Here is a 19,790-nt window from a genome sequence, read left to right as displayed (position 1 = left end):
AGTTCGCGGGCGATTCTGCAAGAACAAGCAGCCGTTTTGCAGGTCGGCGATAGACCTTCGATTATGTGTAGAGATGCTCAAAGGGATCGATACACCGCGCCGTTCACAGCACATGCTTTGGATTGGGATTGGAGCGCCGATCCAATTCCTCGGACAATAGACATCATGTTCCGTGGATTTGTATCATGGTCTAAGCCCCGGGGCGGGACCAACGAGACGAGCGCACGGCCGCCGAGCACAGCGGGGACGGCGCCGTAGCTGAATACGTTCTCGTGCCTCGCATAGTTTCAGAGTGCTCCCGCAATGCGTGGATCGTGCGCATGCCGTGCGGCAGATCCCTGTAGACTTAAGCGTGCCATGCTTCAGCAGCTTAGCCGACAGCGGACCCGAGTTGGCGAACGGAACAATTTGGTCGTCCTGCTACGCGACGAAGCGGACCACGCCACCATCCACCCGCAAAGCCGCGCCGGTGGTCGCCGAAGCCTGCTCCGAGCATGTGTAGATGATCATGTTGGCCACCTCATCGGTGGTCGCGAAACGGTGGATGAGGCTCGTCGGACGCATCGCCTGCAGGAAGCCCTGCTCGGCTTCGTGCTGCGTGATTCCATTTGCGTCAGCCTGTTTCGCCATGAAGTTGCCCAGGATCTCAGAGCGGGTAGGTCCCGGCAGGACGGCGTTGACGGTGACGCCCGTGCCCGCGACCGCCTCGGCAAGCCCGCGTGAGACCGCGAGTTGAGCGGTCTTGGTCATGCCATAGTCGAGCATTTCCTTAGGGATGTTGACTGCGGATTCGCTACTTATGAACACGACGCGGCCCCAGCCTTTCGCCACCATCCGCGGCAGGTAATGACGGCTCGCGCGCACGCCACTCATTACGTTCAACTGGAAGAGGTCAAGCCAGTCCTCATCGGGGATATTTGCGATATCCTCGACGCCGTTGTAGCTCCGGATGTGTGCTGTACCGACGTTGTTCACAAGGATATCGGCGTCTGGCGCATGCGCGATCAAGGCCTTTGCCCCCTCCGCTGTCGCAAGATCAGCGGCGATACCCGAGATGTCGCTGCCGGGGAAGGCCTGCCGCATCTGCCGCACCGCCTCATCGACCCGAGCGTTTCCACGGCCGTTGACGACGACCGATGCACCGGCACGCGCCAACCCCTCCGCCGTCGCGCGGCCGATACCGGCGGTGGATCCGGTAACAATGGCCTTGCGGCCTTTGAGTTCGATATTCATCTCATTCATCTCCAAAATTAAATAGGAAGCGCAATCAATCCACTGTCGTCTTCGCTGTTTCCGCCTCCGCTGCGTGGGCGAGGCTTTCGACCCAGTCTTGGTGATACCGGTAGAGTGCGCCGGGATGTTTGCGCCCGAGCTCATCGAGGAAGAAGGGGCCCTGCTGCGTTTCCTCGGTCAGCACATGGCAGCCATGGTCCGTAGGCGTGATGACCCAGCCATGGTATGCGCTTGAGCCGGTCTCGTCGCCATCAACTGTCGTCGCCCATGCGAGCCTGCGAAGGGGCTCGCATTCCGTCACGACCAGACTCATCGGAAATCCAACCGTCACACGGCTGTATCGCGTTCCGAGCGCCAGTTCCGGCTCCCCCGTCAGGATCTTGACCTGATCCTCGGCGGGAAAGTAGCTCGACCAATTCTCGGCTTCGACGAGCAGCTTCCAGACCGCTTCAGGCGGCGCCTTCACGTCAATGTCGTTGAGTGCGTAGATGGCCGACGTTTTCGGATCATATCGCTGGGGCCAGGTCACATGGTCGTACATCGATTACTGCTCCTTCTTGAACAAATCCTGGAAGATGAGCTGGCCCCAAGTGCGGCCGCGTGCGTGCACCAGCGCGCCACCCTCGTTGAGCTTTCCCAGCTTGACGGGTGCGAACCCGAGTTGTTTGGCCAAGGCCGCCACGGGAGCGATCGCGTCCTCGTCGTCGCTCGACAGAAAGACGACCCGGTGCCCGCCCTCGACGATCGGATCGGCAGCCAGGGTTGCCGCAACCAGGTGATTGAAACCTTTCACGAATTTGGCGCCGGTGAACGTCTTCGCGACGAAGGCGGAGGACGGGAGACCGTCCAGCTCTTCAGGCACTGGAAACACGTTCGTCGCGTCGATGACCGTCTTGCCTTTCCAACTCGGCAGGGCTTTCGCAACCTCGCGATGCTCCTCGAACGGGACCGCCAAGATAATTGTGTCGGCCTCAAGTGCATCCCGCAGCGACTTGGCGACGACCGTGGGTCCAATCGCCCGAGCCTGCGGCGCCAACGCCTCGGGCGGCCGGCGGCTCGCGACGGCCACGTCGATGTTTTTACGGGCGAAGGCGTGGGCGAGGGCCTGGCCTATCTTACCGAATCCTACAATTGCGTAGCTCATAATGCTTCTCCGATCGGTGTTCGTATTGATTTCCCCGGCCTTCAACGGCGCTGGGTTATTCGTTCCGCTGTGTGGCGACCTTTGCGTGGTCGTTCCACCATGGACACGCTAGTTCCCGCCGGTCAGCCGCTTCCCGCGATCCGGCGCGATTTCAGATGGCCGAGAAGCCGCCATCGACAGACAACTCCACCCCATTCACGAAGCTCGAATCGTCGGAAGCAAGAAACAGCGCGGCCGTCGCAATTTCCTCAGGACGCCCCATCTTTCCCCGCGGGATCAGGGATTCGAACATCTGCTTCGCCTCCTCGGTGAGAACTTGGTCCTGCATCGGTGTGGCGATCGGCCCCGGGTGCAGCACGTTCACCCGGATATTCCTGCCCTTGAGTTCGTTGAGCCACCCGCGTGCGAATGCGTGCAGCGCCGCCTTGCTCGCCGCATACACGCTGTAACCAGGAAAACCTTTCACCGAAGCAACTGACCCGGTCATGAAGATCGATCCGCCATCGTTGAACAGCGGCAACGCCTTCTGAACCGTAAACAGCGTGCCGCGCGTATTCAGGCCGAAGGCCGCATCGAAGTGCTGCTCGGTAATCTCGCCCAGTGGGACGGCTTCGCCCGTGCCGGCGCTCGCGTACAGGACGTCGATCCTGCCCTTTTCCCGCTTGACTGTATCGAACAGGCGGTCGAGGTCGTCGAGATTGGCCGCGTCGCCGCGCACGCCGGTCACGTTCCGGCCGATCAGCTTGACGGCCTCGTCCAGCGCCTCCTGTCTCCGGCCCGTGATGAAAACATAGGCGCCTTCTTCAACGAACCGCTTGGCGCTCGCCAGCGCCATGCCGCTCGATCCACCCGTGATGACTGCAACCTTACCCTCAAGTTTTCCCATGACTTCTCCTTTCGTGGTGTCGGGACGGCATCTGCCTCCGAGAACCTCGAAATGGGTCCGCCAGCGTCAGTTGTTGAGTGCGGAAGCGCGCACATCGGTGGTGCGAAATTGATCCGGCTGGACGACTGACGCCAGCCGCGACGATCGGCGTTCGCCGTTCGGAATTGAGCCGCGCTCGTCGACATAGGCTATAATGACCGCCCGTACTGCTGTTCGATGTGTTAGATACGGGCTTTGGAAGGCGCACCGCGCGGTGCCGGGTTGCACCATGATCGACTGGGATGACGTTCGCTACTTTCTTGCCGTCGCGCGCGGAGGCTCGGTGCGGGCCGCCGCCGAGCGCCTCGGTGTGAACCACTCGACCGTGCTGCGACGTGTCGCCCAGCTCGAGGAACGCCTCGGGGTGCAGATGTTCGAAAAGCTGCCTTCGGGCTACCGCCTGACGGCTGCGGGCGAGGAGGTCCTCGAGTTCGCGGACCAGATGGAAGTGTCGTCGCACCTGCTGGAGACGCGCGTCTTCGGGCGCGACCAAAGCGTGCGCGGGCTTCTGCGGGTGACGCTGGCACCGCCCCTCGCGACACACCTGCTCATGCCGGACTTCGCCGATTTCGCGCGTCTGCATCCGGACATCGAGATGGAAATCTTGTCGTCCGGCGAGCTGGCAAATCTGACCAACCGAGAGGCCGACGTCGCGATCCGCGTCGTCTACGACCGCAAAACCCTGCCGCTCAATCTTCACGGCCTGAAGGGACCGGAGCTGTTCGGCGGCGTCTACATGTCTCGCGATCGACTAGCCGCATGGCGTGCGGGTGCGCCTGATCCCATCCGGTGGATCGTCATAAGCATTCATGGCATCCCGAACTGGGCCCGCGAGGGTGAGGTTCGTACCACGGGGGTTCCCTTCAGGACCACGGACGGCGAGGCGCAGATCGTTGCAGTACGGCAAGGGCTCGGGATGACGACACTGCCGTGCTTCGTCGGAGATGCCGACCCCCTACTGGTGAGGGTGCCGGGCACCGACCTGCACATGTACGGAACGCTCTGGCTTCTCACACAGGGGGAGACACGCAAGACGAAGCGCGTGCGGCTCTTCACGGAGTTCGTATCCCGCAGGCTCGCCGCGTACGCGCCGCTTCTCGCGGGGCTGTCCATATCGCGCGACTGACGCCTGGCAGGTCACCGATGGCGCTGTCTCGAGCGTACCGCTGTAGAAGGGCCATTCTCGGCGTCGAAAACAATTGCTCTTTGAAGACTGTGGCGCGTACAGCTATTTCGAAATCCATGATTGGTATGAGAAGCTTTGCCCGAGCACCGCGCCGCACGAATGATGACGCGGAGCGCAACCAAATTGGGGAGGATTCAAATATTGGTATGCGATGTTTGATTGTCACGGCTCATCCACTCAATCCAAGCCTTTGCCAAACGCTTTCGAACGCAGCTATCGACACCCTGATGGATGCGAAGCACCAGTGCCGACATGTTGATCTGTATCGATCTGGCTTCTTCCCGGCTCTTACACCGGCGGAGCGCGCGAGCTACTATTCCGGATTCGAGACTACAGAGGTAGCTAAAGAGATTGAGGATCTTCTCTGGGCCGAGACTATCGTCTTGATTTTTCCCACGTGGTGGTTCGGACCTCCAGCTATATTGAAGGGCTGGTTCGACAGGGTATGGGTGCCTGGTATTGCATACGATCACGCAGCCGATCTTGGTGCCATACAACCGCGACTTCGCCAGTTAAGGAAGGTGGTTGCAATAACCACTTTGGGCTCACCTTGGTGGGTCGATTGGCTGATCCTCAGGCGGCCAGTGCGGCGTGTTCTCAAGACAGCTATTCTGAATACCTGTGCTCCTCAAGCCTCGCTTACGTTCCTTTCATTTTACAAGGTTGAAAGTCTGCCTAGGCAAGGTGTCGATGCTGCGATAAATCGCATTAGATCAATGCTACAGCATCTATAGCTAAGCCCCGTCACAATGCTCCTTTTCTTTGAAGGGCGCAGGTAGAGCAATGCCCGTGGGGACAGCGCGGCTCGTGACCGCTGCCCTTATCGGTATGTACGCGCATACGCGCCGAAAGCGTCACCATCGGTAGATGGCAGCACCGCGGATATCTACCGTCACGACATGGCATTCCTGGGCGCCGCCGCCACCGGCATCATCAACGAGGTGCGCGGCATCAACCGCGTCGACTATGACGTGACGAGCAAACCGCCAGGCACCATCGAGTGGGAATGAGCTCAAATTCGGTCCGACGGACGTTAGGGTGTCGGGTGGGTTGTGATCAGGCGGGAACGTACGTCACTCTGATCGCGTCCTCGCCAACCCGGTCGCTGGCCACGAGACGCAGCGGTGGCCGGGGGCCGGCGAAGAATGGCTTGCCGCGACCAAGCACGATGGGACGCAAGTAGAGCCGGTACTCATCGATAAGGCCCAGCTCGGTCAGACTACCCGCCAGCTCCGGTCCGGCCACTTCGATCTCGCCCTCGTGTGCGGCTTTAAGCGCCCTAACGAACCCTTTGAGATCGTCGTCCACCAGCGTGGCGTTCGGCCCGACCGACTTCAGGGTGCGAGAGACGACCCATTTCGGCTGCGCCCGCCAGGCCGCCGCAAAGTCGCGCCCGACCTGGTCCTGTCCCGGCTGATCCTCGTCCCAATAGCGCATTACCTCGTACATGCGCCGGCCGTAGAGGCTGCCGGCGATCCCGCGCACATGGGCGTTGAAGTGGCGATGGAGCGCCTCGCCCGGCATCGGCAGCCCGGGCCCGCCCTCGGCGCCAGCGACATAGCCGTCGAGCGACTGCATCATTCCGAACACAAGCTTCGCCATGCACGGGCTCCTATCGATCGACGACGATCCGAAGGGATCGCATTCATTTATACCTCGCCCTCACTTCGTCGGTTCGTTGGCTGCACACATTCTCTGACGTGTTCACGTTGGCCGGTAAATCTGCGCCACCGCGCCCCCCAGGAAGGCTTTCGAGCTCACCAGCTTGAGAGACATCGGCGCGGCGAGTTCGGAGAACAGCGGCAGGCCTTTGCCCAGCGCCACGGGGGCCACCATCAGGGCGAGCTGGTCGACCAGTCCTTGGGCGACGAGACTGCGGGCGAAGCTCACTCCGCCGTGGGCGATGATCGGCTTGCCCTCTTGGGCTTTCAACTTCGCGACTTCCTCCGCCAAGTCACCGCTCGCCACATAGGCCTCCGCCCAACTTTCACCACCGGGCTGCAACTTCGCCGGCTGTCCGGTTCCCGCGTTGACGGCGCGAGCCTCATCGAGCGCCGCCGACTTGCTCACCTCCCTCAGGATCTCCGGTCCCCGTCGTGAGAAGACGGCCTTGGGGATCTGGTTCATCGGCGCCGCGAACTGCTCGCAGGAGGTCGGCCACCAGGCGGCCATGTCACGGAAGCTGCGGCTGCCCATGATGTGCAGGCTCGAGTTCCATATGAACTCTACGCCCCAGGCCTTCCCCTCTTGATCGGCGCCGAACATCCATGTGTTTCGGCCATCCAGGTCACTCACGAAGCCGTCGATCGATATGGACATCTTCAAGATCAGGTCTCTCATCGCTTCTTCCTTGCGCTGGTGAGACCCAAGGACGGGCCAGATCGGTCAGTTCCGACAATTCGTTGCGGGATAGTCGGACAACGCTTGCGTGCCGCCGAGGAAGGGATACCGAGCTTCCTTGCCTAGTCGGCGAGGGTGTCGTTGATGCCGCGCCAAATTCTGGTTCAGCGCCGTTTGTCAAAGCAGCGCACCTGAAGGTTGCGGCTGAGGCAACTGCCGTCCGCCAGGTGGCGAGAGGCATGTGAGACGAAGCCGGTGCACGCCGACTGATTTGATTCCCAAAACCGGATACGGGCCTTTCCGTAACGGCGTCAATCAGCTTGTCGATTTTTCTCGGCCGGGTTCTCCTTCCGTGGCGCCGAGGCGGGTAAGCAGATTGAGCGTGATCCTGCCGACGTCGTTCATGGCGCCTGCGGCCGGCAGCGCGCCGCACCAGGCAACCGAGCTTGCGGAAAAGATCAAGCCGCCTGCTGCGAGCTTTCGCAGGGTCATTTCGGCGCAGCGGCGGGCGATGCGTTGCCTATCCCCGCCCTCATACCAGCGCGTCGGATCCTGGAAGAAGCTGTCGGGAAATCCCGTCGCCCGCGCGATCACGACGGTGTCAGCGGAAGTGCCGAGGGCTGGATCCGTCGCATCCACTTCGTAGCCCGCGGCACCGCCCAGCACGATGCCGTCGGTGCCGAAGGTCGCATTTTCAACGCCTTCGAACAGCCATGCGCATCCTGCTTCATGGCTTTCCTCAGTGCGCGTGAAGGGGCGTGCGCCATCGAAACCCATCAGTGAGATCGCGCCACCGATCAGCGTGAATTCGCCTCGGCCGCGGCAACGGAGATAGCCGCCTGGTTCGTTGGTGATCGACAGCGCCTGTTCGGCGACCGGGCCGTCCCAGGTTCGGCCGGCCTCCAGCGGCGAGCGCCGCAACTCCATCAGATCGTCCTTGAAAGCCACAGTGGCAGCAAAGCCGTTTCCGCCGAGATAGGCGATGCTGCCGCCTTCGGCCACAAACTGCCGCAGCGCCTGCTCCATCTCGATCGACATATATTCGGGATGACTGCCGGTGACGACGGCTTGATGTCGACGCAAACCGTCTATGCCGCATTCGTGCAAATCGTGATCGGTCATGACGTCAAACACGATTCCATTGTCGTGGCAGAATCGGAGGAAGTGCAGATCGACCGGCAAATTGTGTGGGCAGCCGCAGAGCGGATAATCGTAATCGTCCCTGAGCGTCACTTTCGGCTTTTTGTAGGAGCAGATGGAAACACCGCTAAGGTCGGAATGGTAGTCGTAAAGGGATTTCAGATTGTTGGAGATCGCGAAGCGATGTCCCCGGTCGTCGCCTTTCCATTCATAAAGATGATCCGGGAGATATTCGTCCGCATAAGCGAGATAGGTGGCCGTCGGCACGAGATACAACAGCGGCGACGAAACCTGTGAAGAGGTGACGAAGAACACCACGCGTTCGTAGCCACCCTCCCATTCGACCTGGAACGCGTAGACGCCTGGGTGTGCGTTTTCGGGGATCGTCGCGCGGTGCGAGACCGGCCACTCAAGCGGGCCGATGTCGTCGTCGTGGCAATGGATAGCGTCGTAGTGCGACGGCACCAAGCGAGGCTCGAAGCTCGATCCGTCCCAGCGTGCCGAAGTCACGCAGAAGGCTGGCTGATTGATCACGTCGAGGAGCAACGGATCTGCTCCGCCCGACGACAGGATCGGCTGCGTTGGTAACAGCGTCGGGAAATCCCAGGCAATGGTCCCCTGTGGGGTGTCGAGCCGGATCGCAGCAAATTTCGCGTTGAGGGTAGGTTCGTGGTTGGTGGCACTTGCGCCGAAATGGATGTCGTGCGCCTGGAGGGTCCGCTCAGGGCTGGCAAAACCTTCGTGGAGTTCGTAAGGCGCGAGACGGTCATGGGATTTGATGCGCAGGCGCAACTGCTCCTGCCGCAGGTCCAACTCGACAGTGAGCCACACACCAGTTGGCGCCTTCTTCTCGACAGGGGTTTCGCCGCCGATTTCCACGACAAATGCGCCGTCGCGGAGGCGCAGCCCGAGGGCGCCTGCCTCCAGGATCGTGCGCGCACCTTCGTTGCGCGTGAGGAACAGCTCAAAACGTATGCCGTGGACGGCTTGTACTTTGGCCAGTTCGCCGGCTCGCACGAACAGGAACGACCCTTGGTCGAAATGCCGACGCCGTGCTTCACCTACCGTTTCGATGGGCCAGGCGAGAAATTCCGGAGCCGGCTTGTCGAGCCGGCAAATTCGTGTGGCCTTTATCGGCCGATCGCATGACAGGCTGAGCTTGATCCGCTGGCCTGCTTTGGCACTCCAGGGGGTGGTATAGCCAACCACGCTCATCGCGTCGTGGTCTACTGCGCGCTTCATCTATCCCTCCCGATGAACTCCAGATGGGCTGGGGCGAACCGTCCGGTCCGGTGTCGGCCAATGCGCTGCCGCTCTGACAAGCAAAGTTCCGCATGGCGCACTACAGCCATGATGTACATGCTTGTATAGATAAGCTGCATTCGGATAGTCTCGACGCGATCGGTCCAAGCGCGACATTACCAAGGAGGATGACATGCGCAACGCATCTCTCTTCGATCTGTCAGGCAGGAAGGCGCTTGTAACCGGCGCAAGCCGTGGCATCGGGCGCAGCATCGCCGAGGCGCTCAGCGCGGCCGGCGCCGACGTCGCGGTCACGGCGCGCAGCGTGGCCTCGCTCGAGAAGACGATGGCCGCCATCCGCACCGCCGGCGGGGTCGCGCATGCCATCGCCCTGGATGTCACCGATGTCGACCGCTGCCGGGCGGCGACAGCCGAGGCCGGCAGCCTGCTCGGAGGTCTCGATATTCTCGTCAACAATGCAGGGGTGGAAGAGGTCCGGCCTTCACTCGATGTCGACGAGGCCTTGTGGGACCGGATTGTCGATACGAATCTCAAAGGCGCCTTCTTCTGCGCCCAAGCCGCCGCGCGGCAGATGAGAGACGCCGGACGGCCCGGCGTCATTATCAATCTCTGCTCGCTGACCTCCGAGGTTGGGGTTCCCACGGCGGTGCCGTACGGCTCGTCGAAATCAGGCCTCCTCGGCATGACGCGGGCGCTTGCAGCGGAGTGGGCCGATCTCGGGATCCGGGTCAACGCCATTGCGCCTGGCTATTTCAGGACAGCGATGACAGACGTGTTCTACAGCAACGAGGCATGGCAGCAATCGATGCTCGCCAAGATTCCGCAGCGCCGTTTTGGTGATCTCTCGGACCTGCACGGAATCGCGGTGTTCCTCGCTTCGGATGCGGCAGCCTACATAACCGGCCAGTCCATTCCCGTGGATGGAGGCTTTCTCGCATCGATTTGAAGGCTTCAGGGGCCGGAGACGTGTCCCAGAAGTGATCGACAAGCGCTAATCGTAATTGCGTTCTAAGAAAAGGAGCCGCCATGTCTGACGTCAGCTTCCACCGCCTGTCATCCCTCAGTGTCGATCAGCGGGCCAGTTTACTGAAACGCGCCGAAGGAGATCTGTCTTCCTTCATCGAAAAGGTCCGTCCAATCATCCAGGCCGTCAAGGATGAAGGTGACGCGGCATTGCTCCGGTTTGCACGCGAACTCGACAAAGCCGATGTTGCCGACGGTGGACTGAAAGTTTCGGAAGCGGAGTTCGACGCGGCATTCGACAAGGTCGAGAAGGATGTCGTGGAGAGTATCCGGTTCGGCATCGAGAACATAATGCATTTCCACGAGGAGCAGCGCCCGGAAACGATGTGGCTCAAGGAAGTTCGGCCAGGCGCCTATGCGGGCGACCGATACACACCGATTGCTTCCGTTGCGCTTTATGTTCCGCGCGGCAAAGGCGCCTTTCCCTCGGTGACGATGATGACCTCGGTTCCGGCGGTGATTGCCGGGGTTCCCCAGATCGCGATCGTGACGCCTGCGACTTCGGATGGTTCCGTCGACGCCGCGACGCTGGTTGCTGCCCGCCTCGCCGGCGTGGAGACCGTGTACAAGTGCGGCGGCGCCCATGCGGTCGCCGCCGTCGCCTATGGAACCGAGACCGTGAAGCCTGCCGTCAAGATCGTCGGGCCGGGGAGCCCGTGGGTGGTGGCGGCAAAGAGCGTGTTGTCCCCGATCATCAACACAGGCCTCCCTGCTGGTCCGTCCGAAGCGATCATTTTTGCCGATCACAGCGTCGACGGCGGCCTGGCTGCTCTTGACCTGTTGATCGAGGCCGAGCACGGGCCGGATTCCTCGGCCTACCTGGTGACGCACAGCCGCAAGGTCGCCGAAGCCGCGTTGATTGCGATACCGGAACACTGGTCCCGGATGAGCGAACAGCGTGTGGAGTTCTCACGCGCGGTGCTGACTGGGAAGCGCGGCGGCATCGTGCTGACCGAGTCGCTGGAGGACAGCTACCGCTTCATCAACGACTATGCGCCGGAGCACCTCGAGATTCTGTCAACGGAGCCATTTGCGCATCTCGGACGTATCACGGAAGCTGCCGAGATCCTCATGGGTCCGCATACGCCGGTGACCCTCGCCAACTTCGTCCTGGGACCCAATGCGGTGCTGCCGACCAGCCGGTGGGCGCGAACCTTTGGACCGCTTTCCGTGACGGATTTCGTCAAGAGATCGTCGGTCGGCTATGTGACCTCGGCGGCCTATCCGGAACTCGCCCTGCATGCCCGCAGGCTCGCCCGCTACGAAGGATTCAGCTCGCATGAGAACGCGGTTTCGGAGATCCGCGATCGCTATCTCGCCGGCTGAGCGGAAACGATGACGATGAGGGCGGCGCGACTCTATGGACCCGGCGACTTGCGCGTCGAGGATATCGCCGCGCCAGGCGCTCCCGAGCCAGGCTGGGTGAAGCTGAGGGTCGATGCCGCAGGCATTTGCGGTTCCGATCTCCACAACTTCCGCACGGGCCAATGGATAAGCCGGTCGCCTTCGACGGCTGGCCATGAGCTGACAGGCACGGTGATCGCCATCGGCGAGGGCGTGGACACCGTCGGTGTTGGCGACCGCGTGGTCGCCGATTCCCGTTTCTGGTGTGGAGAATGCGCGCAATGCCATGCAGGCAGGCGGCATCTTTGCACGTCGCTGGGCTTTGTCGGCGAGATATGCGACGGCGGATTTGCCGAACAGGCGGTCCTGCCCGCGCGCCTGCTGCACATCGTCGATGCCGTGCTTGACGAACGGGTCGCGGCGATGGCCGAGCCGCTGGCTGTAGCGTTGCACGCAGTGCGGCGTCTGCCGAAAACGGCCGGCTCCGTTCTTGTCGTCGGCTGCGGGACTATCGGCGGGCTTGCCGCACTGCTGCTTTCCCGGACATTCGCAGGTACCGTGCTCGTCGCCGATCGCAACCCTGGCCGCTGCGCCCGCGTGGCGCGTGTGACCGGCGCCAGCATCGTCGATTTGAACCGGGACGCCATTGCCGCCGCCACCGCGGATGCCCCCTTGCTCGCTGCCGTCGAAGCAACCGGCAGCGTCGCAGCACTCGGCCAGTTGCTCGGCGTTCTCGATGCCGGCGGCACCGTTGCGATGGTCGGCATATTCCATGGCCGCCTCGATATCGATCCCAACATCCTGGTTGAACGCGAAATAGCATTGCTGGGATGCCACGCCTTTGCCGATGAGCTTCCCGACGCCATTCGGATGCTCGGCGAATTGACCGAGCCCATGGTCGAACTGATCGACCGCGAGATCTGCCTGGATGATGTTCCCGCAGCCTATGAGCGGCTGTTGGCGGGGCAGGGCGACGGCTTGAAAACAATCATCCGGATGCGGTCTGCCGGGCGCGTGTGATTTCCGAACCTTGCCGGAGAGGATTTTTGAAATGATAACTTTGCCCGACACCGCCAGCCCTCTTTACGAGAAGGTCAAGGACTACATCCTGACGAACATCGGAACGGGGCGATGGAGCAAGGACCGCAAGCTGCCGTCCGAAAATGAATTCGTGGCGACACTCGGCGTGTCTCGGATGACGGTCCATCGTGCCTTGCGGGAGTTGACCTCTGCGGGTTTTCTGATCCGGCTCCAGGGCGTCGGCACATTCATCGCGCCACCTCGACCGCAATCCGCACTGATCGAGATCAACAACATCGCGGCGGAAATTGTCGCGCGGGGAAACAGGCATCGCTCCGAGGTTATCGTGCTCGAAAAGATCATGCCGACAAAGGAGCTCGCGCTTTCGTTCGAGTTTGCAAAGCGCGTGTCGGTCTATCATTCCATCGTCGTTAACTTCGAGAACGACCTGCCTGTGCAACTGGAAGAGCGCTTCGTCAACCCGGGCCTGATACCCGACTATGACAAGCAGGATTTTTCCAGGACAGCGACCTACGACTATCTCATGCAGAAAACCCCGGTGACGGAGGTCGAGCACATCATCTCGGCGACCCCTGCCGATGCCGAGACGGCGCGGTATCTGGGCATCGACGTCGGCAGCTGCTGCCTGTTTCTGCATCGCCGGACATGGACGGGCGCCGTCGTTGCCACGATCAGCAAGCTGACTTACGTTGGCAGCCGCTACTCGCTTGGCAGTCGATATTCTCCATCCAAAAAAACCTGATCGCAGTGAAGCGAATCAGAGTCGGAAGGAGGGGGCTAACTTGTATATGCATGTATGTATTTAGCCTTGACATCCGCTGTTGCTGACGTTGAAGTGTCGTCGCAATTTCGTTGAACGGACAGCTAAGATGCCGAGGCACGGTGCCGCAAGAGCAGAAGCCCGCATTCTCACCAGGCCGGATGTTTGGTTCAAAAAAGCGGCCTGATCATCAAGGGGAACAAGATGATGCGTAACCTAGCAGGACAATTTCGGGCACTCGTTATGGCTGCTGCCGTCGGGTTTGCCCCGGCGGTCTACGCGGCCGACACGACAATTCCGGCGACGCCTGAGGCAGGAACATTCAAGATCGGCATCGAGCCATGGCTTGGCTACGGCCAGTGGCACGTCGCCGAAGCCAAGGGTCTGTTCAAGGCAAACGGGCTGTCCGACGTGCAGATCGTGAACTTCGCCGAGGACAAGGACATCAACGCCGCCCTGGCGAGCGGCCAGCTCGATGCCGCCAACATCGCGACCCACACGGCTATGGGAATGGTTGCGGCCGGCCTGCCGGTGAAGATCGTGCTTCTGCTCGACGTCAGCATGACGGCAGACGCCATGATCGCCGGCAAGGACGTCGCCTCCGTCGCCGACCTCAAGGGCAAACAGGTGGCTTTCGAGGAAGGCACGACGAGCGACATCCTGCTCAAATACGCGCTCGCCAAGAATGGCATGTCCATCGCCGATGTCCAGCCGGTTCCAATGCCGGCGGCGGATGCCGGCAGCGCGTTGATCGCTGGCCAGGTTCCGGTCGCGGTTACCTATGAGCCTTATCTCACCGCGGCCAGGGCACAGAACAAGGACGTCAAGCTGCTCTTCACCGCAGGCGAAGATCCCGGCCTAATCAGTGACGTGTTCGTGGTGCGCGATGAGGTGATCAAGTCGCGTCCCGGCCAGGTGCTTGCCATGATCAAGACCTGGGATGCGGCCCTGAAGGCTTACAATGCCGACACGCCCGACGGCCGGGCGATCATCTCCAAGGCAGTCGGTTCGAGCGTCGAAGACCTCAACACCGCCTTTGATGGCGTGCGTTACTATACTCTCGCCGAAAACAAGGATGCGCTGACGGGCGAATTTTCCACCAAGACATTCGCCGATGTCGAGGCAGCCGCCAAGAACGCCGGGCTGCTTCAGGCGGACGTGACGCCGGAGCAGATGATCGACCCGTCATTCGTCAAGGCCGCGAAATGACGAGGGCCGGCTCGCGGTGGTGACGCAAATGTCCGAGCAGCGTGCGACCAAGCCGAGCCCGTCTCACGCAGCGCCGGGGCCGGTGATCAAACAGCCGATGCGCCGTGGCCCCTACTCCGGGGTCGGCGCGCCCATCGCACGCTCGCGCTTCCTGATGATAGCAGTGGCGGTTTTTGCCGGCCTCGGTCTCGCCTGGTGGGCGGCAACGGGGCTGGGGCTGGTGAAGCCGATTTTCCTGCCCTCGCCGGGGAGCGTGGTGACCCAGCTCGGCAAGCTCTCGGGTGACGGCACGCTGTGGCTGGATCTCAGGACCTCGATATACCGTATTTCTGTTGGCTTCCTCATCGCCTCGGCATTGGCGATTCCGATTGGCGTGCTGATCGGCAGCTTCAGGACCTGGGAAGCGGCGATCGAGCCGCTTGTGGATTTTATCCGTTACATGCCGGTGGTCGCTTTCGTGCCCCTCTCCATCCTGTGGTCGGGGACCGGCGATGCCCAGAAGTTCCTGATCATCTTCATCGGCACCTTCTTCCAGCAGGTGCTGATGATCATGGACAATGTGAAGCGGGTTCCCGCTGATTTCATTGGCCTTGGCAGGACGCTCGGGCTGCCGGATCGCAGGATCTTGACCCGCATCGTGGTTCCCAGCGCCTTGCCAGGCATCTGGGACACGTTGCGCATCAGTCTCGGCTGGGCATGGACCTGGCTGGTGTTGGCGGAACTTGTCGCAGCGACATCAGGGCTCGGCTACCGCATCACCGTGTCCCAGCGTTATTTCCAGACAAACACCATCATCGGCTACATCCTGCTGCTGGGCGTGCTTGGCCTCATTACCGACCAGGTCATGAAGGCACTGGGAAAAGTGCTGTTCCGGCAGGAGGGCCACGTGCAATGAGGCCGGGCCGATGAGTTTGCCCAAACTGCGGATCGAGGGTCTCCACAAGAGCTTCGGCACGGGCGCGCGGCGCACGGAAGTGCTGCGCGATATCAACCTCGATCTTGCCGACAACGAGTTCGTCTCGCTGGTGGGCACGTCGGGTTGCGGCAAGAGCACGCTGCTGTCGATCGTTGCCGGACTGCAGGATTTCGACGCGGGAGATATTGCCATCGATGGCGCGCCGATCCTGCAGCCGGGCCTCGACCGCGGCGTCGTCTTCCAGTCCTACACCCTGCTTCCCTGGCTGACGGCGCAGCAGAATATCGAGTTCGCCCTCAAGGCCGCGGGTCATGATCGCGCGACCTGCCGCAGGATAGCACGCGAGCATCTCGATCTGGTCAAGCTCCCGCACAGCGCCAATCGTTATCCGTCTGAGCTTTCGGGCGGCATGAAGCAACGGGTGGCCATAGCGCGTGCTCTTTCCTATCGACCCAAAATGCTTCTGATGGACGAGCCCTTTGGCGCGCTCGATGCCCTGACCAGGCATCAGATGCAGGAACTCCTGACGCAGATCTGGGAGGAGCACAGGCTCACCGTGCTCTTCGTCACCCATGATGTGGAAGAAGCCGTCTACCTGTCGGACCGCATCGTCGTGATGGGGATCGGCCCGGGACGCATCATGCAGACCTTCAATGTCGACATCGAGCGCCCGCGCCGGGAAGAGGTCATGGAAACCCCGGCCTTCATGGATTTGCAGCGCAGCGTACACAAGGCGATCCGCGAGGCTTCAAAACGTCCCGAAATGGTTTAGGCGGGCCACTCAATTACTTACAATCGGCGACCAGCGTTGCGCCCAATCTCGATATCGCGCCATCGCGATTCCTGACCAGGGGAGCCGCGATCGGCGGCTTTCTCCTCAACCTCGAAAAAAATTTGCAGGACAATGTCGATTTCCTAAACTCCGTTCGTCGTTTCGATGCCGGCCGGTGAGTCCGGCTCAACAAGGAGACAGACGATGCGTGTGATGGTGCTCGTGAAGGCTACCGAAGACAGCGAAAAGGGCTTTGTCCCCACGCCCGAGGCGAAGGAGGCGATGGAGGCGATGGGCAGGTTCAACGACGAGCTGCGCAATGCCGGCATCTTGCTCGACGCCGATGGCCTCAAGCCCTCCTCGCAGGGCAAGCGCGTTGCGTTCGATGGTCCCCGCCGGACGGTCATCGACGGGCCTTTCGCCGAGACCCGAGAACTGGTCGCCGGTTTTTGGCTCTGGGAAGTCAAGGACATGGACGAGGCGGTCGCCTGGGTGAAGCGCTGCCCCAATCCCATGCCGGGACCGAGCGAGATTGAAATCCGGCCGCTGTACGAGATGGCTGATTGGCAATGGGAATCTGACGCCGGAGGTCACGCAAATCCATGACCGGACGCGCGAGAAGCTCAGCGGCAACTGAACCTGTTGGCCGCAACCTGTTTTGCCTTCGTTATGGCTTTGGCCGATAAGGCAGCATGACGGCAGGCGAGACGCAGCAGGCGATCGAGGCGATTTTTCGCATTGAACGTGCCCGGCTCATCGCGGGCCTGGCCCGCCTCGTGCGCAATGTCGATCTTGCAGAGGAACTGGTGCAGGACGCCCTCGTCATAGCCCTATCCGAATGGTCCAGGACCGGCGTTCCGGCCAATCCCGGCGCTTGGCTGATGACGGTCGCCAAACGCCGCGCCATCGACGCGATCCGTCACGACAAGATGCGCGAGCGCAAGCATGAGGAGATCGCGCGGGAGCTGGACGGCGAGTGCGATGGTACGGCCGAGGGAAACGAAATGGCCATGAACGACGATCTTGGCGACGAGCTGCTGGGCCTCATCTTCACAGCCTGCCACCCCATACTTTCGGCCGACGCCCGCGCGGCCCTCACGCTGCGTGTCATCGGCGGCCTGACGACGGACGAGATCGCCCGTGCTTTCCTGTCGAGCGAGGTGACGATCGCCCAGCGCATCGTCCGCGCAAAGAGGACGATCGGAAAGGCCGGGCTCAGCTTCGAGGTGCCGCGCGGCGCCGAGCGTGCGGCGCGTCTGTCCTCGGTGCTGGAGGTCATCTACCTCATCTTCAATGAAGGCTATGCTGCCACGGCAGGCGACGACCTTGTCCGGCCGAGCCTGTGCCTGGAGGCACAACGGCTCGGCCGCATGCTGGCGGGGTTGATGGCCGAGGATGCCGAGGTGTTCGGCCTGCTGGCTCTGATGGAAATCCAGGCATCGCGCCTGCCGGCACGCATCGGGCCGGACGGCGCCCTCTTGACCCTGACCGAGCAAAACCGCGCGCGCTGGGACCAGCTGCTGATCCGCCGAGGCCTTGACGCGCTGGCCCGTGCCGAAGCCCTCGGGGGCGATGGCCCCTATGTGTTGCAGGCCGCGCTTGCAGCCTGTCACGCGCGGGCGCGCAGTCCGGCCGATACCGACTGGCCCCGTATCGCAGCGCTCTACGACCGGCTGCGTGCAGTGATGCCCTCGCCGGTGGTCGATCTCAATCGAGCGGTCGCGCACAGCATGGCCTTCGGGCCCGAAGCGGGCCTGCGGCTGGTAGACGAGATTGCCGACGCCGCCGCCTTGCGCAATTATGCGCCATTGCCGGCGGCGAGGGGCGATTTTCTGTTTCGGGCCGGCCGGCTGGCCGAGGCCCGCGCCGAATTCGAGGCTGCGGCCAAGCTCACCCGCAACGTGCGCGAAGCGGCCTTTCTCCTCGCCCGCGCAGACGCTTGTGGTTGACAGCATCGCTCTCCGTGCCCGACGCGCCGCTCGGCAACATCGAAAGCCGCCAGTTCGCTCCCGGCCAGCTCCCTTCAATGAGCGTGATCAGCTCGCAACGCGAAAGGGATTAACGATGCGCAAGCCTTCGTCGAGCGCCATTCCGTGCTGCATGTCCTCCGACCAAAGTGTATCGCAGCCAGCGTGAACCGCCGCGGAGGCGATCATCGCGTCATAGGTGGAAAGGCCGTACCGCTCGGCGAGCCTCAATCCTGTTTCGTGGGTCTCGAGCGTGAGCGGATGAACCGTCAACAGGCCGCGCAGCGTGGTCAGCAGCGCATGCGTGTCGTCCCATGACATTTGCATCTTCCGACGCGCGACATTGGTGAGTTCATTGAGAACCTGCACGCTGATCGCCCCGCCATCGGCGATGACCGCCTCGGCCCGATCCGCCTTCGCCGTGTCGCCTGACGCGATATAAAGAAGGACATTGGTATCGAAAAAACTAACGGGCATTTGCCTCGTCCCGATCGAATTTGAAGTCAGCGGGAAGCCGACCGCGGAAGGCGCGGAGACGCTTCAGCAACTCCTCACGCCCGGGCTTCCGCGCGACGCCAAGCTGGCGGGCGTCAGCGACATGGATTTCGATCTCATCGCCTTCCCTGAGTTCAAGCGCTTCGACCACAGCGGCGGGAAGGCGGACCGCAAGACTGTTTCCCCATTTGGCGACCTGCATGCCACTTCCTCTCTTAGATATACGCTGGAAGAAATGTATATCCACAAGTCGTCAAGGTCAAGAATTGCAGCCAATCGGTTTATTCATTTTGGAGGAGAGGGCCTCGATCATGCCAGCAACTGCGTCGGCACGCCGAGAATCGGTCCTGCCTCGGCGAGCCGCTGGTCGAGGGTCCACACCGTGGCGCCATGCTCCGATGCCGTCGCGAGGTGCAGGGCGTCGCCAGCACGAAGCCCGAGGATATGCTGATCGGCGAATTTCGCGGCGACCCGAAAATGCCCGCCCGTCACCGGCAGCACGGTGAAGCTCTCAGCGACAAGCCTATTGAACATCGCGAGCGCTGCCGCGCGTTGCTCCAGGTCGATCTGTCCGGTCCGAAGCTTGATCGCCATGGCGGAGGACATCTCGGTGATGGTCCAGTCGCTGATCACAAGTTGCGCTGGGTCCTGCTCCGCCAGCCAGCCCTGAACGCGCGCGGTCATGGCTTCGTTGGATAGCGCCGCGATGATCAGCGAAGTATCGAGATAGGACGTCAATAGCGATCGCCATCTCGCATCGATCGCACCAGATCGGCGGCAGCCTGAGCCTGCAGAGGCATGGTTGCGGTCAGGGATTGGAGCAGGACGGCGTCGATCCGTTTGCGAGGGCGGGCCACGGCCGTGAGCCTGGCGACCGGCTTGCCACGCCGGGTTATGTCGATCGAGTCTCCAGCTTCAACCCGGTCGACGAGCTCACTCAGATGTGCCTTGGCGTCCGCCAGATTGACCGCGTCCATGTCACGCTCCTGACCATGTAGATGGTCATGTAGCGTATAACGCGTGACAATTCCA

General features: G+C 61.8%; 22 protein-coding genes and 2 pseudogenes. 12 read left to right on the top strand and 12 right to left on the bottom strand.

The annotated features are described in order from the left end of the window. Positions 1 to 304 precede the first annotated feature (304 nt). The 5 genes and pseudogenes from NKI52_RS11590 to NKI52_RS11570 form a co-directional block, all read right to left on the bottom strand. A pseudogene (locus tag NKI52_RS11590) lies at positions 305 to 417 on the bottom strand (alpha/beta fold hydrolase); the annotation flags it as partial. A 3-nt stretch (positions 418 to 420) separates the two neighbouring features. Next, complete coding sequence (locus NKI52_RS11585) at positions 421 to 1,233, bottom strand: SDR family NAD(P)-dependent oxidoreductase (protein WP_352569204.1); 813 nt, start codon at positions 1,231 to 1,233, stop codon at positions 421 to 423. Positions 1,234 to 1,267: 34 nt separating this feature from the next. Then, positions 1,268 to 1,774 carry an SRPBCC domain-containing protein gene (locus NKI52_RS11580; RefSeq protein WP_352698027.1) on the bottom strand — a complete coding sequence of 169 codons (507 nt, stop codon included), beginning with the start codon at positions 1,772 to 1,774 and terminating at the stop codon, positions 1,268 to 1,270. 3 nt (positions 1,775 to 1,777) lie between these two features. Continuing rightward, entirely contained in the window at positions 1,778 to 2,377 is a 600-nt protein-coding gene (locus tag NKI52_RS11575) for an NADPH-dependent F420 reductase (protein ID WP_352698025.1), read from the bottom strand. A gap of 151 nt (positions 2,378 to 2,528) precedes the next feature. Then, the gene (locus NKI52_RS11570) at positions 2,529 to 3,263 is read right to left on the bottom strand and encodes an SDR family NAD(P)-dependent oxidoreductase (RefSeq protein ID WP_023676197.1); all 735 of its coding nucleotides are present in this window, start codon (positions 3,261 to 3,263) and stop codon (positions 2,529 to 2,531) included. Between the two features lie 268 nt (positions 3,264 to 3,531). Between NKI52_RS11570 and NKI52_RS11565 the strand changes: the two genes are divergently transcribed. The 3 genes and pseudogenes from NKI52_RS11565 to NKI52_RS11555 form a co-directional block, all read left to right on the top strand. Next, complete coding sequence (locus tag NKI52_RS11565) at positions 3,532 to 4,428, top strand: LysR family transcriptional regulator (RefSeq protein WP_352698023.1); 897 nt, start codon at positions 3,532 to 3,534, stop codon at positions 4,426 to 4,428. A 17-nt stretch (positions 4,429 to 4,445) separates the two neighbouring features. Next, positions 4,446 to 5,222 carry an NAD(P)H-dependent oxidoreductase gene (locus NKI52_RS11560; protein WP_352698021.1) on the top strand — a complete coding sequence of 259 codons (777 nt, stop codon included), beginning with the start codon at positions 4,446 to 4,448 and terminating at the stop codon, positions 5,220 to 5,222. Between the two features lie 108 nt (positions 5,223 to 5,330). Next, a pseudogene (locus NKI52_RS11555) lies at positions 5,331 to 5,498 on the top strand (GMP synthase (glutamine-hydrolyzing)); the annotation flags it as partial. Between the two features lie 46 nt (positions 5,499 to 5,544). Here the strand turns inward: NKI52_RS11555 and NKI52_RS11550 are convergent. From NKI52_RS11550 to NKI52_RS11540, 3 genes are all read right to left on the bottom strand, one after another. Next, positions 5,545 to 6,090: a dihydrofolate reductase family protein gene (locus tag NKI52_RS11550; RefSeq protein WP_352698019.1), complete on the bottom strand. Its 546-nt coding sequence runs from the start codon at positions 6,088 to 6,090 to the stop codon at positions 5,545 to 5,547. A 102-nt stretch (positions 6,091 to 6,192) separates the two neighbouring features. Then, positions 6,193 to 6,828: a dihydrofolate reductase family protein gene (locus tag NKI52_RS11545; RefSeq protein ID WP_352698017.1), complete on the bottom strand. Its 636-nt coding sequence runs from the start codon at positions 6,826 to 6,828 to the stop codon at positions 6,193 to 6,195. A gap of 315 nt (positions 6,829 to 7,143) precedes the next feature. Next, the gene (locus NKI52_RS11540) at positions 7,144 to 9,210 is read right to left on the bottom strand and encodes a N,N-dimethylformamidase beta subunit family domain-containing protein (RefSeq protein WP_352698015.1); all 2,067 of its coding nucleotides are present in this window, start codon (positions 9,208 to 9,210) and stop codon (positions 7,144 to 7,146) included. Between the two features lie 193 nt (positions 9,211 to 9,403). On the opposite strand from NKI52_RS11540, the gene NKI52_RS11535 reads away from it, so the two are divergent. From NKI52_RS11535 to NKI52_RS11495, 9 genes are all read left to right on the top strand, one after another. Beyond that, positions 9,404 to 10,177: an SDR family NAD(P)-dependent oxidoreductase gene (locus NKI52_RS11535; protein WP_352451001.1), complete on the top strand. Its 774-nt coding sequence runs from the start codon at positions 9,404 to 9,406 to the stop codon at positions 10,175 to 10,177. A gap of 80 nt (positions 10,178 to 10,257) precedes the next feature. Next, complete coding sequence (hisD, locus tag NKI52_RS11530; RefSeq protein WP_023676190.1) at positions 10,258 to 11,580, top strand: histidinol dehydrogenase; 1,323 nt, start codon at positions 10,258 to 10,260, stop codon at positions 11,578 to 11,580. A 15-nt stretch (positions 11,581 to 11,595) separates the two neighbouring features. Then, positions 11,596 to 12,618, top strand: a complete 1,023-nt coding sequence (locus NKI52_RS11525; RefSeq protein ID WP_352698013.1) for a zinc-dependent alcohol dehydrogenase — start codon at positions 11,596 to 11,598, stop codon at positions 12,616 to 12,618. A gap of 31 nt (positions 12,619 to 12,649) precedes the next feature. Continuing rightward, positions 12,650 to 13,381, top strand: a complete 732-nt coding sequence (gene hutC / locus NKI52_RS11520; protein ID WP_023676188.1) for a histidine utilization transcriptional repressor HutC — start codon at positions 12,650 to 12,652, stop codon at positions 13,379 to 13,381. A 225-nt stretch (positions 13,382 to 13,606) separates the two neighbouring features. Then, positions 13,607 to 14,608, top strand: a complete 1,002-nt coding sequence (locus NKI52_RS11515; protein ID WP_352615287.1) for an ABC transporter substrate-binding protein — start codon at positions 13,607 to 13,609, stop codon at positions 14,606 to 14,608. A 97-nt stretch (positions 14,609 to 14,705) separates the two neighbouring features. Next, a complete protein-coding gene (locus NKI52_RS11510; protein WP_352698078.1) occupies positions 14,706 to 15,503 on the top strand; it encodes an ABC transporter permease in 798 nt (265 codons plus the stop codon). Positions 15,504 to 15,513: 10 nt separating this feature from the next. Beyond that, entirely contained in the window at positions 15,514 to 16,296 is a 783-nt protein-coding gene (locus NKI52_RS11505; RefSeq protein WP_352634583.1) for an ABC transporter ATP-binding protein, read from the top strand. Positions 16,297 to 16,500: 204 nt separating this feature from the next. Further along, entirely contained in the window at positions 16,501 to 16,902 is a 402-nt protein-coding gene (locus tag NKI52_RS11500) for a YciI family protein (RefSeq protein ID WP_352578795.1), read from the top strand. A gap of 86 nt (positions 16,903 to 16,988) precedes the next feature. Further along, positions 16,989 to 18,245: an RNA polymerase sigma factor gene (locus tag NKI52_RS11495; protein ID WP_352634581.1), complete on the top strand. Its 1,257-nt coding sequence runs from the start codon at positions 16,989 to 16,991 to the stop codon at positions 18,243 to 18,245. A gap of 87 nt (positions 18,246 to 18,332) precedes the next feature. Here the strand turns inward: NKI52_RS11495 and NKI52_RS11490 are convergent, their stop codons facing one another. The 4 genes from NKI52_RS11490 to NKI52_RS11475 all read right to left on the bottom strand — a co-directional run bounded on the left by NKI52_RS11490 (position 18,333) and on the right by NKI52_RS11475 (position 19,735). Beyond that, positions 18,333 to 18,740 (bottom strand): PIN domain-containing protein, encoded by a 408-nt coding sequence (locus NKI52_RS11490; protein ID WP_352578797.1) that lies wholly within the window; start codon positions 18,738 to 18,740, stop codon positions 18,333 to 18,335. Then, positions 18,730 to 18,960, bottom strand: coding sequence for an AbrB/MazE/SpoVT family DNA-binding domain-containing protein (locus NKI52_RS11485; protein WP_023676182.1), 231 nt, complete (start codon positions 18,958 to 18,960; stop codon positions 18,730 to 18,732). The genes NKI52_RS11490 and NKI52_RS11485 overlap by 11 nt, the downstream gene beginning before the upstream one ends. 107 nt (positions 18,961 to 19,067) lie before the next feature. Continuing rightward, a complete protein-coding gene (locus tag NKI52_RS11480) occupies positions 19,068 to 19,496 on the bottom strand; it encodes a type II toxin-antitoxin system VapC family toxin (protein ID WP_352578798.1) in 429 nt (142 codons plus the stop codon). Continuing rightward, entirely contained in the window at positions 19,493 to 19,735 is a 243-nt protein-coding gene (locus NKI52_RS11475) for a type II toxin-antitoxin system Phd/YefM family antitoxin (RefSeq protein WP_352468031.1), read from the bottom strand. Before NKI52_RS11475 ends, NKI52_RS11480 begins: the two co-directional genes overlap by 4 nt. Positions 19,736 to 19,790: the final 55 nt, after the last annotated feature.

Origin of the sequence: Mesorhizobium sp. M0590, assembly GCF_040320905.1 — a bacterium.
Classification (GTDB): domain Bacteria; phylum Pseudomonadota; class Alphaproteobacteria; order Rhizobiales; family Rhizobiaceae; genus Mesorhizobium.
The sequence above is the reverse complement of the archived record's forward strand: the minus strand, read 5'-3'. Positions and strand labels throughout refer to the sequence as shown.

Excerpts from the sequence above, each read along its gene's own strand:
- NKI52_RS11585 (WP_352569204.1), bottom strand. The coding sequence starts at position 1,233 with ATGAATATCGAACTCAAAGGCCGCAAGGCCATTGTTACCGGATCCACC.
- NKI52_RS11580 (WP_352698027.1), bottom strand. The coding sequence starts at position 1,774 with ATGTACGACCATGTGACCTGGCCCCAGCGATATGATCCGAAAACGTCG.
- NKI52_RS11575 (WP_352698025.1), bottom strand. The coding sequence starts at position 2,377 with ATGAGCTACGCAATTGTAGGATTCGGTAAGATAGGCCAGGCCCTCGCC.
- NKI52_RS11570 (WP_023676197.1), bottom strand. The coding sequence starts at position 3,263 with ATGGGAAAACTTGAGGGTAAGGTTGCAGTCATCACGGGTGGATCGAGC.
- NKI52_RS11565 (WP_352698023.1), top strand. The coding sequence starts at position 3,532 with ATGATCGACTGGGATGACGTTCGCTACTTTCTTGCCGTCGCGCGCGGA.
- NKI52_RS11560 (WP_352698021.1), top strand. The coding sequence starts at position 4,446 with ATGGCGCTGTCTCGAGCGTACCGCTGTAGAAGGGCCATTCTCGGCGTC.
- NKI52_RS11550 (WP_352698019.1), bottom strand. The coding sequence starts at position 6,090 with ATGGCGAAGCTTGTGTTCGGAATGATGCAGTCGCTCGACGGCTATGTC.
- NKI52_RS11545 (WP_352698017.1), bottom strand. The coding sequence starts at position 6,828 with ATGAGAGACCTGATCTTGAAGATGTCCATATCGATCGACGGCTTCGTG.
- NKI52_RS11540 (WP_352698015.1), bottom strand. The coding sequence starts at position 9,210 with ATGAAGCGCGCAGTAGACCACGACGCGATGAGCGTGGTTGGCTATACC.
- NKI52_RS11535 (WP_352451001.1), top strand. The coding sequence starts at position 9,404 with ATGCGCAACGCATCTCTCTTCGATCTGTCAGGCAGGAAGGCGCTTGTA.
- hisD (WP_023676190.1), top strand. The coding sequence starts at position 10,258 with ATGTCTGACGTCAGCTTCCACCGCCTGTCATCCCTCAGTGTCGATCAG.
- NKI52_RS11525 (WP_352698013.1), top strand. The coding sequence starts at position 11,596 with ATGAGGGCGGCGCGACTCTATGGACCCGGCGACTTGCGCGTCGAGGAT.
- hutC (WP_023676188.1), top strand. The coding sequence starts at position 12,650 with ATGATAACTTTGCCCGACACCGCCAGCCCTCTTTACGAGAAGGTCAAG.
- NKI52_RS11515 (WP_352615287.1), top strand. The coding sequence starts at position 13,607 with ATGCGTAACCTAGCAGGACAATTTCGGGCACTCGTTATGGCTGCTGCC.
- NKI52_RS11510 (WP_352698078.1), top strand. The coding sequence starts at position 14,706 with ATGCGCCGTGGCCCCTACTCCGGGGTCGGCGCGCCCATCGCACGCTCG.
- NKI52_RS11505 (WP_352634583.1), top strand. The coding sequence starts at position 15,514 with ATGAGTTTGCCCAAACTGCGGATCGAGGGTCTCCACAAGAGCTTCGGC.
- NKI52_RS11500 (WP_352578795.1), top strand. The coding sequence starts at position 16,501 with ATGCGTGTGATGGTGCTCGTGAAGGCTACCGAAGACAGCGAAAAGGGC.
- NKI52_RS11495 (WP_352634581.1), top strand. The coding sequence starts at position 16,989 with ATGACGGCAGGCGAGACGCAGCAGGCGATCGAGGCGATTTTTCGCATT.
- NKI52_RS11490 (WP_352578797.1), bottom strand. The coding sequence starts at position 18,740 with ATGCCCGTTAGTTTTTTCGATACCAATGTCCTTCTTTATATCGCGTCA.
- NKI52_RS11485 (WP_023676182.1), bottom strand. The coding sequence starts at position 18,960 with ATGCAGGTCGCCAAATGGGGAAACAGTCTTGCGGTCCGCCTTCCCGCC.
- NKI52_RS11475 (WP_352468031.1), bottom strand. The coding sequence starts at position 19,735 with ATGGACGCGGTCAATCTGGCGGACGCCAAGGCACATCTGAGTGAGCTC.